The sequence below is a fragment of the Paraburkholderia silvatlantica genome, assembly GCF_003096715.1.
In the GTDB taxonomy this organism is placed as follows: Bacteria; Pseudomonadota; Gammaproteobacteria; order Burkholderiales; family Burkholderiaceae; genus Paraburkholderia; species Paraburkholderia silvatlantica.
Genome location: NZ_QEOL01000018.1, coordinates 128,973 through 144,669, shown reverse-complemented (window position 1 = coordinate 144,669; position 15,697 = coordinate 128,973). Strand labels below are relative to the sequence as shown.

Here is a 15,697-nt window from a genome sequence, read left to right as displayed (position 1 = left end):
AAAAAGATGTCTTCAAACGCCTGCGAGCGCGGCTAACGTCCATTGGGTCGCTATTCGTGCCGCCATGGCGTTCATCGAGCGGCATGTATGAATGTCACGTCGAAACCCGAACTTTGTCAGGTTACGCGAACTAAATTGCTGGTTACGCCGCCGGGATTTTTTTGCACGAACGATCGGGCCAAAGCATTGCGAAAAACAATGTGAGGTGCATTTGTATGTCAAATGCAGATTCGTGATTTCACCGCCGGCGGCCCCGGTCACTGCAAGTTAGCGGCCCCGGTGACAAGCTCGATGAAGGCCTTGATACGCCTCGATCCACGCTGGTTCGGCAAATAAAGTGCGGTTACCGCGGATCGGGCGTTGTTCGGATTGACCTCGTAGCCTTCGAACAGCCGGGTCAGGCGTTCGCTTTGCACGTCGGCGGCCACGAGCCAGCTTGGCAGCAACGCGACTCCGGCGCCGCTCAGCGCCGCTTCGCGAAGGATGTCCGAGTTGTTGGATTTCAGTTTCCCCGTGACCACAACTTCGGACTGCAAGCCATCCTTGCAGAATGCCCAGACCTGCCGGTCGGCACCATAGGAAAAGCGCAGGGTTTGATGCGCCGTCAGTTCCCCGGGTTGCGCTGGCGTGCCGAACTCGTGCAGATAAGCATGGCTGGCCACGACGTACCGGCTGAAGTTGCCGATGTGCCGGCTGATCACGGCAGCGTCTGGCGGCGGCGTGCCCAGGCGGATTGCGAGGTCTACGCGCTCGGAAACCAGGTCGGCCATCGTGTCGGTCAGCGTGATGTCGAGATCGATTTTGGGATAGCGCGAAAGGAACGCGCCGATGTGCGGGCTGATGCACTGGCGGGCAAACTCCACTGGCACCGATACCCGCAGCGGACCGGAGGCGTCATCGCCGCGATCCGTGACGGCAGCGTCGGCTTCGGCGATGTCTTCGAGAATGCGCTGCGCGCGCAGGTAGTACGTCTTGCCCGCATCGGATAGCGTGACCTGGCGCGTCGTTCTGTTGAGCAGCGCGGTGCCGAGCGATTCTTCGAGCGCATCGACCGCGCGCGTGACAGACGAGGTTGCGAGTTCGAGCTTGCGCGCTGCGCTCGAAAATCCGCCGCTCTGTGCCACGACGACGAAAGCGCGTAGCGCCTGAAGTTTGTCCATCGCTTTGCCTCCGGTCCAACGAACCGTTGCGCGCCTTTCTTATTCTAGCTTTCGACCAGAGGATCCTGCGCGCGCGAATCGGTCATTGCTGTTGCGTACGTCAGGCTGGGGAGCGAAGCCGTGAGCGGCATCCAGCCCTGCGCGGGAAATGGCGTCTGGTGTCCGTGTCTGCTGCCCGGCGACATATGCATATCGAGTCCTTCGGAGGCCTCCAGTACGCAAGCGAGAATCGAGTGGTTTGCATTGGCCGGCCACGTGCCGCGCCGATAAGGACGGTAGACGGCGTCGCCACGGTTCACGGTCCTGCCCGTCACGGTGCAGACCGTTTTGCGGCGCGAGTGAGTGCGCTTCCAGATCTGATCTGCGTAATGGCCGCAGGTGGCGTCATGCCAGCAGAGCGAGACGACCGTGCTGGAAAGACGCTCGAGTACGCGGATGCGGCCTGAAAATGGCGTATGGGATGCCGATCGCGACGTCCGCTGCGGTGAACATGCGCGATTTGCCTTGCGCTTCACGCCTTCCTGTTCTGCCGCCGCGACGTCGGCGCTCGAACGCGAAGCGCGCTCGAGCGAGAGGATGGTCTGTTTCCATGGTTCGTCGTTTGCATAGGGTTCCATTGGGCAGCTCCATTTCGTATGCATGCGATCGGGTCCTGGCTCGCGCGCGTGGACACGTTGCCGTTGCGGGCGTCGCGCGGGAGAACATCGCGTCGAGGCCGCGCGGGGAGACTCCATTGTGAATCGGGGCAGCTAAAAGGTCCTGAGCCGGCGGATGAAAACTCCTGAAATCCCGAAGGTGCGGCATGCAGGGCACGAAGGTCGGCGGGATTTGGTTTGCGCAGGCGGGCGGGCGCCTGGAGGCCCCTGCCTGCGTGCAGTCAGTCCGATGCGGCAGCGAAGGCCGGATAGTCAATATAGCCCCTCGCGTCGCCGCCGAAGAACGTGCTCGGGTCGGCCTCGTTGAGGGGCAGTGCGGCGCGCAGACGAGCGGGCAGGTCCGGGTTGGCAATGAACGGACGGCCGAACGCGATGAGATCCGCGCGGCCGCTTTCGATCGCCTGTATCGCGGTTTCCAGTGTGTAGCCGCCCGCCAGCATCAATACGCCGTTGAATCGCCGCCGCATGAGCTTGATGATGGCGTCCCAGCGGGGATCGTACTTTTCGTCTTTCACCGTGCCGACGATGGCGGGCTCGACGAGGTGCAGATACGCCAGATTCCGCCCGTCGAGGTGCTCGGCGATATGCCCGAAGGTGGCCTCGGGCGTGTCGTCGCCCATGCCCATGAAGCGGCCCATCGGCGTGAGCCGCACGCCGACGTTCACTGCTCCCACTTCTGCGCTGACCGCATCCACGACTTCGAAGAGCAGGCGTGCGCGGTTCTCGATGCTGCCACCATAGGCATCGGTGCGGCGATTGCTCTCGCTATTGATGAACTGATCAATAAGGTAGCCGTTGCCGGCATGAATCTCGACCCCGTCCATACCGGCTTGCATGGCATGGCGCGCGGCGACGCGGAAGTCCTGCACGATCTGTGCGATCCCTTCGAGCGTCAATGCCTGGGGAACCGGAACATCGGCCCAGGCGCCGTTGCCCTTGCTGTCGACGATGAACGTCTTTCCCGGCACGGGCATCGCCGTTGGAGCGACAGGCAGGCCTGCGCCGGGCTGGAAGACCGGGTGCGAAACGCGCCCCACGTGCCAGAGCTGCAGGAAGATCTTGCCGCCTTCGGCGTGGACGGCTTCGCTCACGGCGCGCCATCCATCGATTTGCCCGGGGCTATGGATGCCGGGCGTCCAGGCATAGCCCTGCCCCTGTTGCGATATTTGCGTGGCCTCGGTGACGATCAGCGCCGCGCCCGAGCGTTGCCGGTAATACTCGACGTTCATGGGCGTCGGCACATTGCCCGGCTGGCCTGCGCGGGAACGTGTGAGCGGCGCCATGGCGATGCGATGGGCGAGTGTATGGCGGCCGAGGCGAATCGGTTGAAAGAGAGCGTCAGACATGAGAATCTCCGTGCAGGTGAATGGGAGCGGGATGTCTGCAACGTTATCGGCGATGGGGACCGCGGAGAATCCGTCTCACGCGCTAAGCAGTTTTGCGCCGGACGCAAGCGGCCTTTGTCGAGCGGTACGGGCGCCGCGAATGCGGTCGCCCTTGCACTGCGGCTGCGCGAGCCCGAACGGCCGATAGACGAAGCGCGCTGAAGCAGTGGGGAGCGGTCAAGTGGCGCAACGGCGTGCGCCTGGGCGAGATCGGCATCGATCTCGGCAGGCGGATCATGGGTGAGTTCAGCCGGAACCCGGCGCCATGATGCGTGCCTGAAGCGGCATCACGCCCGGCGGCGCCATGCGCCCGGGGACATGCCGACGATCCTGAGGAAGACGCGGCTCAAGTGGCTCTGATCCGCAAAGCCGCAGGATGCCGCGATCTCCGAAAGCGTCATGTCCGTGGCGTCCATGAGCGCTCGCGCCTGCTCCGTGCGCTTTTCCAGGACCCATTGATACGGCGTTTGCCCTGTTTCCTTCGCGAATGCGCGAATGAAATAGCCGCGTGACAGGTTGCATTCGCGCGCAACGTCGGCAATCGAGAGGCCGTTGCGGGAACAGTCGAGCAGCATCTCTTTTGCACGGGCTGCACAGGCGCGCGACAGCGCTCCCTTGACGCGTTCGTCGGCGGCCCGCAGGTTGCCGTATTGCCGCGCCAGATGCGTGCCGATCGCAACGCCGATCTGCTCGATGAGCAGGGTGTTGACCGGGCCGGATGTTTCGAGGCTGGCGGCAAGCGCACGCGCGAGATGGCCGAGCACGGCATCTTCCTGGTCGCGCGCGCAGGTCAGCCCCTGCACAGTAGGCACGTTGTGCTCGTCGGTCAGGTGATTCAGGAAAGCGTGAGACAACTCGACCAGCAGAAAGTCGAAATTACCGTATAGATCCGCCCGGTAATGCTCGGAGAAGTCGCGGATATAGATCGAGTTGTCACGAAAGCGGCGATCGATTGTCTGCGCCCCGCGGAAGATCTTGCGCCGGTGGCCGTTTCGCAGCGAGACGCCCACGAGAAAGCCACGCTCGCATCCAGGCATCGCGATGCGTTCCAGTTCCGGCTTGTCCATGCACTTGCGAAAGAACGTGATGTCGCCGGTCTCGACTTGCACGTCCCGGCGCAGATTGGTGGAAACGCACCCGAGCGAGTCCTTCGAACCGGTTGACGTATTCGGTATGAACGGTGAGGAAATCATCGGTGTGATCCGTACGCATTGGTCATGAACTGTAATGTCCGGTAATACTTCGCAATTATGGCGCAGAAAGGACGCATGCGCTGGCCGAGTGGGCGGTAACCCGGGGGACGCGACCCTGGGACATCGAATCGTCTTGTTGTTTAGCGTCGAACCGCATCTTGCCCCCGTCTGAATGCGGCATTAAGCATATTTAAGCGCTGGAAAAGGACCTTTTAACTCTGCGTCACTAAACTTTGTTCCCGACGCGGGGCATGGCCTGTTTGCATCGCGGACAACAGCGCACGAAAACCCATCACGCGCCACCCCGCGTACGGGTAGGCAACCACGGAGAATAACGATGAACTTGCAGGAAAACGCGAACGCGCCGTCGCCAACGCGACGCAGAATGCTTTCGGCCAGCGCAGGCGTCGCCGGTGCGATCGCAATGTCGGCTCTGCCCGCGGTGGCGTCGGCTGCCGGCGGCACGGCCGCGCACAGCGCCAGCGAGCATCAGCGCAACGGCAGCTACGTGAAGACCAGGGATGGCACCGAGATCTACTTCAAGGACTGGGGCACCGGCACTCCGGTGGTCTTCTCGCACGGCTGGCCGCTATCGGCGGACGCGTGGGATCCGCAAATGCTCTTCCTGGTGAATCAGGGCTACCGCGTGATCGCGCACGACCGTCGGGGGCACGGGCGCTCGGGCCAGCCGTCCGCCGGAAACGATATGGATACCTATGCAGACGATCTGGCGGCTGTGCTCGATGCGCTCGATGTGCGCAACGCGATGCTCGTCGGCCACTCGACGGGCGGCGGCGAAGTGGCGCACTACATCGGCAGGCACGGTTCGAAGCGGGTGGCAAAGGCGGTGCTGATCGGCGCCGTGCCGCCGCAGATGGTCAAGTCGGCGACTCATCCCGGCGGCCTGCCAATGTCCGTGTTCGACGGCATTCGCGACGGTGTGGCGGCCAACCGCTCGCAGTTCTATCTCGACCTCGCAACGCCGTTCTATGGCTTTAACCGCCCGAACGCGAAGGTCTCGCAGGGTCTCGTGCAGGACTTCTGGCGGCAGGGCATGCAGGGCTCGATCAAGGGCCAGTACGAGTGCATCAAGCAGTTCTCCGAGGTCGACTACACGGAAGACCTGAAGAAGATGGACATGCCGACACTCATTCTGCACGGCGACGATGACCAGATCGTGCCGATCGACGATTCGGCGCGCCTGTCGGCGAAGCTTGTCAAGCACGCCACGCTCAAGGTCTATCCCGGCGCGCCGCATGGCATGTGCAGCACGCATGTTGCCGAGGTGAACGCGGATCTGCTGGCGTTCCTGAAGGGATAAGGCCGGCTGCTGGTTTTCGCTCGCGCGTCGTGACAGGCGTGAGCACGGAGCGCGTCATGAAGCCTGGACTTGCGGCAACACCGGACGAAGTGGCGGGCGTGCTTATTCCGCGCACCGCGCTCGCGGCTCTCGCCGTCGAGAACGCGTGCGCGGCGCTCGATCCCGTTCTGATCGGACACGCGCATCGTGTGTTCGTGTTCGCTGCTCTCGCCGCCCGTCGCGAGCGTCAAGCATGTGACACGGAAACACTCTACGTGAGCGCGATGTACGCGAACATGGGCCTCGGCCCAGCCTATGCGCACTCGAACCTGCGTTACGAGGTGGACAGCGCCGATGCGGCGCGCGCGCTGCTTGCGGATGTCTCTCCCCACGTGGCCGAGGACGTTTGGCGGGCGATCGCCCTGCACACCACGCCGGGCATTCCGGAGCATGTTTCGCCGCTTGCGCGCCTGCTGGCGCAAGCGGCGTGGACCGATCTTGTCGGCGAGCACTACGACGCGTATACGTGCGCCGAGCGCGGGGCCATTCTCGCGGCCTATCCGCGCGAAGCCACGTTTTCCGAAGACGTGATCCGGGCGATCGGCAGAGGCGTCGCCCATCGCCCGCACACGACGAGCGGCACGTGGAGCGCGGACATTCTTGCCCGCATCGATCCTGACTACTGCCGGCTGAATTTTTGCGGGCTCATTCTGGGCTCGCGCTGGACTCGGCCGGACAGGAACTTGCTTTCCCACTCAAGAAGATAAAAACCATGAAGCACCGTTTCATTCCGATGCTGGCCGCACTCGCATTGACGAGCGTTCACGCCTTGGCCGCCGATGCGGCAACGTCTTATTCGCCGCCTGTCGTGACGCACGCACCGAACGCCGCGCCGGGCGCGGCACAGGAGAAAGCGGCGCGCAAAGCGGCTCACAACGCCGCGAAAGCCGCCGACCGCAAACTGGCGGCAAACGTACGCAAGGCGGTGACGAAGAAGGGCGACGTGCGGATGGCAAACGTCGTCGTGCTCGCAAAATCGGGTGTGGTAACGCTCACCGGAACGGTCCCCGAGGCCACCCAGATCGCGGCCGCGCAGCAGCACGCGCAAGACGTGGAGGGCGTGAGCCAGGTCGTCAACCGGCTGACGGTGCGCACGCCTGGCAACTAAGCGGCCATAAGCCGGCGTTACGCCGGCTTATGGCGTTGCGCTGGCGTGGCCAGCGGCAACCGGCCCGCCATGCGGCTCCTATACTTCGATGAGTTTTTTCAGGGCGTCGCCCGCCAGCGGCATTTCGCGCACCCGCTTGCCGGTCGCGTCGAAGAGCGCATTGGCGAGTGCGCCCGCGGCAGGCCCCATCGAGGCCTCCGCCGTACCGAGGAACGGCGCGCCGGGCCGGTCGATCAGGTGCACGTCGATGCGCTTTGGCGCCGAATCGAAGCGCAGGATTGGGTACGTTCCCCAGTCGAAGCTGCGAATGCGGCTCGTGTCGTAGCGCAGTTCCTCGTGCAGGGTCCAGCTGGCCGATTGCACGATGCCGCCTTCGATCTGGTTGCGCGCGCCGTCGGGATTCACGACCTGGCCGCAATCCACGGCGGCCTGGGCCTCTTCCAGCCTCACGAGACCCGTCTCGGGCTCGACGGAGATTTCCACGGCGATTGCCACATACGCCATCAGATTCTTGTACTTCGCGAACGCGAAACCCACGCCGCGATTGCGCGCGCGCGGCGGCCGCGGCCAGCCGAACCGCTTCGCCGCAAGCAGGATCACATCGCGCGCGCGCGGATCGTCCATGTGGCGTAAACGGAATTCGACGGGATCGATACCGGCCATGTGCGCGAGATCGTCCATCGTGCTCTCGATGGAGAACACGTTGGTATGTGCGCCAAGCGAGCGCATCGCCGAAGTCTGCAGCGGCATGGTCGGCGAGAAGTTGTTCATCACCTCGATGTTGGGCAGCGTGTAGAGCGGGATGCCGTTGCGGTCGCCGCCGCCCTCGGGTTGCAGCATCGGCGTCGAAGGCGCGGAAACAAAGGGTTTTTCCAGCATGCGCGCGGGCAGCAGCCGCCCGGCGTTGACGATGCGCTCGTTGTGCGAGCTGCTCCAGAGCGCATATTGCCAGTCCACGATGCGCCCGCCCGCGTCGATCGACGCCTTCACCTCCGTCACCATGGCAGGTGTGAAGTGGTCCCATGTGTGTTCCTGTTCGCGCATCCACTGCACGCGCACCGGATGCCCCGGCATGGCCGCGGCGATCAACGCGGCATGCGCGGCGGCATCGTCGGCGCCGTTGTGGCCATAGCAGCCGGAGCCTTCGGTGTGGACGCAGCGCACGCTTTCCTTTGGCATGGAGAGCATGTCGGCCAGCGCGTCGCGCAGCGGATAGACGCCTTGCGAGTGGGTCCAGACGGTGAGCTGGCCGCCTTCGAGTTGCGCGACGGCGCACGAAGGCCCGATCGAGCCGTGCAACAAATACCGTTTGATGAAGCGCGCTTCCAGCGTTTTCACGGCGGGCGCCGAGGGAACATGATGGTCCGCGATCTTGATCTGCTGCGTGCAGAGCGGCTTGAGGTCGCGATGCACGGTTGCCGGATCGGGCAGGGCACGCCCCGGCGACCATTGGCAGCTGGCCGCAAGGGCGCGTTGCGCCGTTACCGCTTGCCATTCGCCTTGCGCCACCACGGCCAGCATGCTGCCATTGCGCACGATCCTCACGACGCCGGGCATCTTCATGATGGCGGTTTCGTCGAATGAGAGGAGTTTCGCGTCGTACACGGGCGGCATGACGACGCGTGCGTGCAGCATGCCCGGCAGCTGCATGTCCTGGACATAGCTCGCGCCGCCCGTGACCTTCGACGGTATATCGAGCCGCGGGAACGGTGTGCCGATCACGCGGAACGTCTTCGGGTCCTTGAGCGGCGAATTGGGCGTTGCGTTGCGATGCAGGTCCACGAGGCCGACGGCTTCGCCGTAGTTCATCGTGCGGCCGTCCTGCGTGCGAATGACGGCATCGTTTGCGCTGAGCGTGCCGGGATCGACGCCGAAGTGCTTCGCGGCGGCGCCGACGAGCAGCCCGCGCACCTGCGCCGCGGCATTGAGCAGCGCACTGCCGCTGTCGGCCATGGTGTGGCTGCCTGCCGTGAGGCCCTCGTCGGGCGAGGCGCCCGTGTCGGCGGTGAGGAACCTGATGAGCGAGGGCGCCATGTCCAGCTCTTCGGCGGCGACCTGAAGCAGCGCCGTGCGCACGCCCGTGCCGAGTTCGACCTTGCCCGTAAAGACTGTGACCTTGCCTGCGGGCGTGATCTTGATCCACGCATCGAGCAACGGATTGGTTTTCAGGCTACCGGCAAGTGCCTGGGTCTCCTTCGCAACGTGCACGGCCGCGCCTTCGTCGGCGATGACTTCCTGGGCGAGTACGTCCGCGCCCTTGACCATGCTGAACGCGACGAAGAGCGCGCCGGAAATCATGAAGTGCCGGCGGCGTTCGTCGATGGGCGCGTCGAGGGAATCGTCGTCGTGGTGGCTCATGATGCGGTCTTCGCGGCAGTGATGGGATGCGTGGCCGGGGTGCTCGCCTGCGGTGCGGGCAGCCCCGCGACGTCGCGGATGGCGGCGAGAATGCGCATGTGCGTGCCGCAGCGGCACAGGTTCGGCTCCATGTGCGCGCGCACCTGCTGCTCAGTGGGGTGCGGGTTGCGATCCAGCAGCGCCTGCGCGCGCATGATCATGCCCGCGATGCAGTAGCCGCACTGCGCCGCCTGATGCTTGATGAACGACTGCTGCAACGCGCCCGGATGCGTAGCGCTGCCGAGGCTTTCGAGCGTGCGGACCGGCCGTGTGCCGATCGCGCTTACGGGCACGAGGCAGGAGAAGGTCGCCTCGCCGTCCACGATGACGGTGCACGCCCCGCATTGACCGAGTCCGCAGCCGAACTTCGCGCCGTGCAGCTTGAGATCGTTGCGCAGCACATACAGCAGCGGTGTGGAGGGATCGATGTCCAGCGCGTGCTGGACGCCGTTTACGTTCAGTGAAATCATCGCGCACTGTCCTCCTTTCTGAGCTGGGCGACGAGGGGTTCGGCGTCGGGCCACGCGGGTCGTGTCGAGTAGGCGTCGCGCACATAGGCGACGAGGTCGGCGATTTGCCGGTCGTCGTAGACGCTCGTGAACGCGGGCATGTAGTTCATCGCGTCTGCGCCGTTCCAGTCGATGCCGTTCAGGATCATCTGCACGGCGTTGCGCGGCGTGCCCGAGTTGACCGCCGTGCTGAACGCGAGCGTCGGACGCTCGCCGATCGTCTGCATGGGTGAGCCCGGACCGTGGCATTGCGCGCACGAGGCGCTGAAGAGTACGGCGCCGCGCTGTTCGGCGGGCGTGGCTTCGCGTGCCGCGACGTGCACGGCAGGCGTGGCTTCGCTCGGCGCGCGCTTCTGGAGCGAAAGAATGTAGGTGGCGATCGCCTCGACGTCTTCCACCGGCACGGTCGCGAGATCGCGAGTGACCGGCAGCATTGGGCCTGCGGCGGCGCCGTGCTCGGAGGCGCGTCCGGTGCGCAGGTAGGCGACGAGCTGCGTCTTCGTCCACGGCTTCGCTGCGCTGCCGGGCGCATTGAGCGGGGGCGCTTCCCAGCCGTCCACCACACCGCCGTCGAAGGCGCGGCCAGCCTTCTCGCCGCCGATCGCGTTCAGCGGCGAATGGCACGAGGCACAGTGGCCGAGACCATCGACGAGCAGCTTGCCGCGGTTCCACTGCGCGTCCTGCGAAGCGTCCGCTTCGCGCAGACCTGTGCGTAGGAACAGCAGGTTCCAGAACGCCACCGGCGGCCTGAAATTTAGCGGAAAGATCAGCTCGTTGGCCGGCGCGCTTGCTTGAACCGGTTCGCGGCTCATCAGGTATGCATAGGCGGCGGCAACGTCGCGGTCGGACATACGGGTGAAATGCACGTACGGAAACGCGGGATAGAGCAGATGCCCGTCCCGCGAGATCCCGTGCCGCACGGCGCGCGCAAAGGCGGCCTCGGACCACGCGCCGATGCCCGTTTGCGGGTCCGGCGTGATGTTGGTCGCGTAGATCGTGCCGAACGGCGTGGCGAGCGGCAAGCCGCCCGCGAACGGACGGCCGCCTTTCACCGTGTGGCACACGATACAGTCGCCGAGCGCGACCACGCGCGCGCCCTCGCGCTTGAGCTGCGCGTCGAAGCTGTCCGGCGACGGCGGCGCAATGGGCGCGATGGGCGGCCTGTACATGATGGCCGCGGCGGCCGCGAGGCCCGCGGCGATGATCGCCGCCGCACCGATCCAGAGTCCTCTGCGGTTCATGAAGGCTCCCGCTGCGCGATGGCATGCGCGGCCCGGGTCGTCGCGCTCGCTACCGCGCGCCGCATGGGCGAGCAGCCTGATATCCCGGGGTGGCTCAGCAAGTAGGACATGGTCAGGATTCCTGAAACGGATGAGACGGCCGGGCGTCGGTCAGCAACTTGCCGCGCACCGGGCGGGTGTGCGGCAGACCGGTCAAAGCGTGCTGACGTTCGCGCGCGCATGCGGGCCGCCCACGAGCAGAAAATGGACGAAAGAGACGAGTGGGAAAGCCAGCGCGACGCCTGCGACGAGCGTCCAGCCGCCGCGTTCATACAGCGTGCTCGCCAGCGCCGAGCCGATCGCGCCCCCGACGAAGATGCTCGTCATGTAGAGCGCGTTGAGGCGGCCGCGGCTTGCCGCGTGAAGCGCGTAGATTTCCCGCTGCCCGAGGACCATGTTCATCTGTACGGCGAAGTCCAGCACGATGCCCGTGACGACGAGACCGTACACGCCGGACGCCGGATGAATCAGCGCGGGCGTGCAGGCTAGCGCGGCAGCGATCAAGGCGATGGACGTGGCCCGCACGGAGTGGCCCGCATCGGCGAGGCGGCCGGCGACCGGCGCGGACGTCGCCCCGATGGCGCCGACCAGCGCGAAGACCGCGATCGCGGACTGCGAGAGGCCGTAGTGGCGCGTGAGTTCGATGGGCACGGCGGTCCAGAACAGGCTGAACGAGGCGAACATCAGCCCTTGATAGAGGGCGCGGTGGCGCAGCACCGGCATGGTGCGCACGAGGTGCAGCAGCGAACCGATGAGCGCGAAATAGGACGCCTGATGCTCGGGCTGGCGGCGCGGGATGGTCAGCGCGAGGATGGCCGTGACGAGCGCCATGAGCACAGCGGCGGCGGCGAACACGAAGCGCCAGCCGAAATGGTCGGCGACGACGCTCGAGAGCGGGCGCGCGAGCAGGATGCCGAGCAGCAGGCCGCTCATGATCGTTCCGACAATGCGGCCGCGCGCGTGATCGGGCGCAAGGTGCGCTGCGAGCGGAATGAGGATCTGCACAGCGACCGAGCTGAAGCCGACCAGCAGCGAGAGGGCGAGGAACCAGCCTGAAGAGTGCGCGAGCGAGGCCGCACCGAGGCTCGCGATCGACACGAGCGCCGTTGTGATCATGAGCTTGCGGTTCTCGAGCAAATCGCCGAGCGGCACGATGAAGAACAGGCCGAGTGCGTAGCCGATCTGCGTGAGCGACACGATCAGGCTCGCCGAACCGGCCGACATATGCAGAGACGGGCCGATCAGTTCGGTGATCGGCTGCGCGTAGTACAGGTTGGCGACGATCGCACCGCAACTGAATGCGAACAACGCAATGAGTCCCTGGGTGAGCTTGATTGCCTGCGTCTTGTGGCCAAGCGTGCTCGAGGGCGTGGGCATGATGGTTCCTTGAACGATGAAGTCACTGTAGCGGGGCGATTCGATGCTCAAGCGCAGCGAGTCCCCGACGTCGCGACACCGGAATGGCGGAGGCGATGTCGGATGCGTCAAGATTAGGCATTTGGCGACGGCATCGGAATACACCCGCGGCGCAACCGCGCATTGCGTCGTGCGCAATGCAATGGCCCAGGCCCTGGCGCGCTGTAGCCGCTCCCGTGGCGGCCCCGCGAGTCCTCGTGACGGTGCAAGAATGTCACGACGCGCCTGAAAAGTCTTGAATCTGGCTGTTAATTGTTGCGCGTGCCCCAGCGAACTGGTGCTGAGAGTCGCGCGAAATGATCGGACGATAAAGAGTGAGGCGATGCTGGCGTCTTTCACGGGCTGCGTCCGCAATCGCGCTGGCATAATCGCCGTCATGGACAAGCTACTCGCACTGAACACTCTGCTCGAAGTCGCCGATGCGGGCGGCTTCGCCAAGGCCGCCCAACGTCTTGGCGTGGCGACGTCGTCGGTCACCCGGCTGATGGACGCCCTCGAAGCCGCGCTCGGCACGGCGCTGCTTACGCGAACGCCCCGCCGCGTGAGTCTGACCGAAGCGGGCACGGCGTACGTGGAGCAGATCTCCAGGATCCTCGACGACCTTGCCGAAGCCGACGAGAGCGTGCTCGACAGCGGCTCCGTGCCGGCTGGCGCGCTGCGCATCACCGTGCCATCCGTTTACAATCGCGTCGTGCTTGCGCCGCATCTCACGGAGTATCTGCGCGAGTATCCACGCGTCGCCCTCGACGTCGTGGTCGCCGATCATTTCGTAGACCTTGCCGTCGAGCGCATCGACATCGCGGTGAGAATCGGGCTGCCTTCGGCAGATCCCAATCTCATCGTGAGGACGCTGGCCAGGAATCCGCGTATGGTCGTCGCGAGCCACGAGTATCTCGAACGCGCTGGCATGCCCCGGCATCCCGGCGAAATCGCGCAGCACGAATGCCTGCGCATCGCGTATGGCGGAAGTTATCGAGCGCTTCAGGCCTGGACGTTCGCGCGCGGCGGCGAGGAGGAAAAGGCGAATGTGCGCGGGCGGCTCATTTCCAACAACCTCGACATGCTGCTGGAAGCGGCGCTCGCCGGCCAGGGGCTGGCGCTCCTGCCCGCGTGGCTCGTCAGCGCGCATGTCCGCGCCGGCCGGCTGATGCACTGCTTCGCCGACTGGAGCGTGACGCCGCACAACGGCGACGCCGTTGCTTATGCCGCGTATCTGCCCAACCGGCGTCATTCGACCAAGGTGCGCGCCTTGCTGCAATTTCTCGAGGCGCGGGTGGGGCAGGAAGCCGGTTAAGGCACGGCTTCGCGGGAGCCGCGTCGCGCGTTCCAAAATCAAACGTGAGTTCAGAACGTTTCAGCCCTGGTTAATGCGCACCGCGGCGAAAGGTGACACGATGAGCGAACACCATGCCGGCGCCTGCATACCTCCCTTCAAGGCGGCATTTGATCGACGCAGACGATATGACCGCGAACACCGCCGTGAGCACGAACTCTCCCGAATCCGACCACCCGTTCTCTTCGCTGGAGCATCGGCAGCACCAGATGTTTCCCTGCCTTTCCCCAGCGCAGATCCGCAGCGCGAGCCGCTTTGCCGGCCGCAAGGCGTTCAAGGCCGGGGCGTTGATCTTCGAAACCGGACGCGTGGCCGAAGGGCTGCATATCCTGCTGAGCGGCCGCGCGCGCATCTGTTCGCGCGACGCGCAGGGGGGCGCCACGCTAGTGACCGAGCATCATGACGGGCATTTCATGGGTGAGTTGGTGCAGCTCACCGGCAAGCCGTCTCTCGTCGATGCGATTGCGCTAACCGATTGCGACACGCTCGTGCTAAAGCCGGAGGAACTGCGCGCTCTCATTATCGCGGACGCCCAGCTCGGCGAGCACATCATGCGTGCGTTGATCCTGCGGCGCCTCGGGCTCATCGAACAGGGACTCGGTCCAATTATCGTCGGCTATGGCGACGACGCGCGGCTCGTGCGCCTGCAGGGCTTCCTGCGGCGTAACGCGTATCCCGCAGCCGTGGTCGACGCGCGTAATGATTCGGAGGCCGTACGGTTGCTTGCCGGGCTCACCTCGAAGCCCGACGACTTCCCGCTCGTGTTTTGTCCGGACGGAACGGTCCTGCGCGCGCCGGACGAAGTGGAACTCGCCACCCGGCTTGGCCTCGTCCCGACGTTCTGCGCTTCACAATGCTATGACGTCGCGATTGTCGGAGCCGGACCGGCCGGCCTCGCGGCGGCAGTCTACGCCGCATCGGAAGGACTCTCGGTGGTGGTGTTCGATCGGCGTGCGCCGGGCGGCCAGGCCGGCGCGAGCGCGCGCATCGAGAACTACCTCGGTTTCCCGACGGGTATCACGGGGCAGGCGCTCGCAGCGCGCGCCTTCCAGCAGGCGCTGAAGTTCGGCGTGCACGTCGCCATTCCGATTGGCGTGGAGCGCGTCGAGCGCACGTCCGGCAGGTTCGCGCTCGCGCTTTCCGACCGCCAATGCGTCTGGGCGCGAACGGTCGTGGCGGCGAGCGGCGCGGCGTACCGCAAGCCCGATGTGCCGGGCTTCGAGCGCTTCGACTATAAAGGGGTTTACTACTGGGCATCGCCCATCGAAGCACGTCTCGTGAGAGGGCTGGACATCGTGCTGATCGGTGGCGGCAATTCGGCGGGGCAGGCTATCGTGTTTCTCGCCAACTTCGCGCGAAGCGTGCGCGTCCTGATTCGCCGGGACAGTCTCGATGCCACCATGTCGCGTTACCTGATCGATCGAATCGGTGCCTTGAGCAACGTCTCGATTTGCGCGGGCTGTACGCTGGCGTCGCTGGAAGCGAGCCACCGAAGTCTCGAGCGCATTCGGATCCGGCATCGGGATGCGGGCGGCGAGACCATCGAGACCCGGCATCTTTTTCTCTTCATCGGCGCCGATCCGAAGACCGACTGGCTGAGATCGACTGGCGTACACCTCGACGCGCACGGCTTCGTCATGACAGGCGCACCGAATGTGAGCAGCGAGTCGGACAACGATTTGGGCTACGACGCGGGCTGCCTCCCGCTGGAGACGAACGTGCCGGGTCTTTTCGCTATTGGCGACGTGCGCTCTGGCGCGGCGAAGCGCGTCGCCTCGGCGGTAGGCGATGGCGCCGCGGCGGTGGGGCAGATCCATGCCTGGCTAAGGCGGAGCGTGGATCAAGTCAGTACGTCTTGAGGAACGGATAAGGTCGAGCCGGACTGAAGTCCCGAGGTCGG

At 65.1% G+C, this 15,697-nt stretch carries 13 protein-coding genes; 5 read left to right on the top strand and 8 right to left on the bottom strand.

The window, feature by feature from the left end; genetic code table 11:
* Nucleotides 1-257 precede the first annotated feature (257 nt).
* The 4 genes from C7411_RS23100 to C7411_RS23085 all read right to left on the bottom strand — a co-directional run bounded on the left by C7411_RS23100 (nucleotide 258) and on the right by C7411_RS23085 (nucleotide 4,394).
* Nucleotides 258-1,160, bottom strand: a complete 903-nt coding sequence (locus C7411_RS23100; protein ID WP_110386368.1) for a LysR family transcriptional regulator — start codon at nucleotides 1,158-1,160, stop codon at nucleotides 258-260.
* 44 nt (nucleotides 1,161-1,204) lie between these two features.
* Entirely contained in the window at nucleotides 1,205-1,777 is a 573-nt protein-coding gene (locus C7411_RS23095) for a DUF3331 domain-containing protein (RefSeq protein ID WP_165822867.1), read from the bottom strand.
* Between the two features lie 260 nt (nucleotides 1,778-2,037).
* Nucleotides 2,038-3,162, bottom strand: coding sequence for an alkene reductase (locus tag C7411_RS23090; RefSeq protein ID WP_110386366.1), 1,125 nt, complete (start codon nucleotides 3,160-3,162; stop codon nucleotides 2,038-2,040).
* 326 nt (nucleotides 3,163-3,488) lie between these two features.
* Complete coding sequence (locus tag C7411_RS23085) at nucleotides 3,489-4,394, bottom strand: helix-turn-helix domain-containing protein (RefSeq protein ID WP_110386365.1); 906 nt, start codon at nucleotides 4,392-4,394, stop codon at nucleotides 3,489-3,491.
* Nucleotides 4,395-4,731: 337 nt separating this feature from the next.
* On the opposite strand from C7411_RS23085, the gene C7411_RS23080 reads away from it, so the two are divergent.
* Genes C7411_RS23080 through C7411_RS23070 form a run of 3 tightly spaced genes read left to right on the top strand, consistent with a single transcriptional unit; the run spans nucleotide 4,732 to nucleotide 6,862 of the window.
* The gene (locus C7411_RS23080; protein ID WP_110386364.1) at nucleotides 4,732-5,715 is read left to right on the top strand and encodes an alpha/beta fold hydrolase; all 984 of its coding nucleotides are present in this window, start codon (nucleotides 4,732-4,734) and stop codon (nucleotides 5,713-5,715) included.
* 56 nt (nucleotides 5,716-5,771) lie between these two features.
* Complete coding sequence (locus tag C7411_RS23075; RefSeq protein ID WP_110386363.1) at nucleotides 5,772-6,461, top strand: HD domain-containing protein; 690 nt, start codon at nucleotides 5,772-5,774, stop codon at nucleotides 6,459-6,461.
* A gap of 5 nt (nucleotides 6,462-6,466) precedes the next feature.
* Nucleotides 6,467-6,862 carry a BON domain-containing protein gene (locus tag C7411_RS23070; protein ID WP_110386362.1) on the top strand — a complete coding sequence of 132 codons (396 nt, stop codon included), beginning with the start codon at nucleotides 6,467-6,469 and terminating at the stop codon, nucleotides 6,860-6,862.
* A 78-nt stretch (nucleotides 6,863-6,940) separates the two neighbouring features.
* Here the strand turns inward: C7411_RS23070 and C7411_RS23065 are convergent, their stop codons facing one another.
* The 4 genes from C7411_RS23065 to C7411_RS23050 form a co-directional block, all read right to left on the bottom strand.
* Nucleotides 6,941-9,220 carry a xanthine dehydrogenase family protein molybdopterin-binding subunit gene (locus C7411_RS23065; RefSeq protein WP_110386361.1) on the bottom strand — a complete coding sequence of 760 codons (2,280 nt, stop codon included), beginning with the start codon at nucleotides 9,218-9,220 and terminating at the stop codon, nucleotides 6,941-6,943.
* The gene (locus C7411_RS23060; RefSeq protein WP_110386360.1) at nucleotides 9,217-9,729 is read right to left on the bottom strand and encodes a (2Fe-2S)-binding protein; all 513 of its coding nucleotides are present in this window, start codon (nucleotides 9,727-9,729) and stop codon (nucleotides 9,217-9,219) included. Before C7411_RS23060 ends, C7411_RS23065 begins: the two co-directional genes overlap by 4 nt.
* A complete protein-coding gene (locus C7411_RS23055; protein ID WP_110386359.1) occupies nucleotides 9,726-11,009 on the bottom strand; it encodes a c-type cytochrome in 1,284 nt (427 codons plus the stop codon). Before C7411_RS23055 ends, C7411_RS23060 begins: the two co-directional genes overlap by 4 nt.
* A gap of 192 nt (nucleotides 11,010-11,201) precedes the next feature.
* Nucleotides 11,202-12,425 (bottom strand): MFS transporter, encoded by a 1,224-nt coding sequence (locus C7411_RS23050; protein ID WP_110386358.1) that lies wholly within the window; start codon nucleotides 12,423-12,425, stop codon nucleotides 11,202-11,204.
* 415 nt (nucleotides 12,426-12,840) lie between these two features.
* Here C7411_RS23050 and C7411_RS23045 point away from each other — a divergent pair, with 415 nt between their 5' ends.
* Nucleotides 12,841-13,758 carry a LysR family transcriptional regulator gene (locus tag C7411_RS23045; RefSeq protein WP_110386400.1) on the top strand — a complete coding sequence of 306 codons (918 nt, stop codon included), beginning with the start codon at nucleotides 12,841-12,843 and terminating at the stop codon, nucleotides 13,756-13,758.
* 167 nt (nucleotides 13,759-13,925) lie between these two features.
* Nucleotides 13,926-15,656, top strand: a complete 1,731-nt coding sequence (locus C7411_RS23040) for an FAD-dependent oxidoreductase (RefSeq protein ID WP_110386399.1) — start codon at nucleotides 13,926-13,928, stop codon at nucleotides 15,654-15,656.
* Nucleotides 15,657-15,697 lie beyond the last annotated feature (41 nt).

Coding starts and splice junctions, on each gene's coding strand:
- C7411_RS23100 (WP_110386368.1), bottom strand. CDS start 1,160: ATGGACAAACTTCAGGCGCTACGCGCTTTCGTCGTCGTGGCACAGAGC.
- C7411_RS23095 (WP_165822867.1), bottom strand. CDS start 1,777: ATGGAACCCTATGCAAACGACGAACCATGGAAACAGACCATCCTCTCG.
- C7411_RS23090 (WP_110386366.1), bottom strand. CDS start 3,162: ATGTCTGACGCTCTCTTTCAACCGATTCGCCTCGGCCGCCATACACTC.
- C7411_RS23085 (WP_110386365.1), bottom strand. CDS start 4,394: ATGATTTCCTCACCGTTCATACCGAATACGTCAACCGGTTCGAAGGAC.
- C7411_RS23080 (WP_110386364.1), top strand. CDS start 4,732: ATGAACTTGCAGGAAAACGCGAACGCGCCGTCGCCAACGCGACGCAGA.
- C7411_RS23075 (WP_110386363.1), top strand. CDS start 5,772: ATGAAGCCTGGACTTGCGGCAACACCGGACGAAGTGGCGGGCGTGCTT.
- C7411_RS23070 (WP_110386362.1), top strand. CDS start 6,467: ATGAAGCACCGTTTCATTCCGATGCTGGCCGCACTCGCATTGACGAGC.
- C7411_RS23065 (WP_110386361.1), bottom strand. CDS start 9,220: ATGAGCCACCACGACGACGATTCCCTCGACGCGCCCATCGACGAACGC.
- C7411_RS23060 (WP_110386360.1), bottom strand. CDS start 9,729: ATGATTTCACTGAACGTAAACGGCGTCCAGCACGCGCTGGACATCGAT.
- C7411_RS23055 (WP_110386359.1), bottom strand. CDS start 11,009: ATGAACCGCAGAGGACTCTGGATCGGTGCGGCGGCGATCATCGCCGCG.
- C7411_RS23050 (WP_110386358.1), bottom strand. CDS start 12,425: ATGCCCACGCCCTCGAGCACGCTTGGCCACAAGACGCAGGCAATCAAG.
- C7411_RS23045 (WP_110386400.1), top strand. CDS start 12,841: ATGGACAAGCTACTCGCACTGAACACTCTGCTCGAAGTCGCCGATGCG.
- C7411_RS23040 (WP_110386399.1), top strand. CDS start 13,926: ATGACCGCGAACACCGCCGTGAGCACGAACTCTCCCGAATCCGACCAC.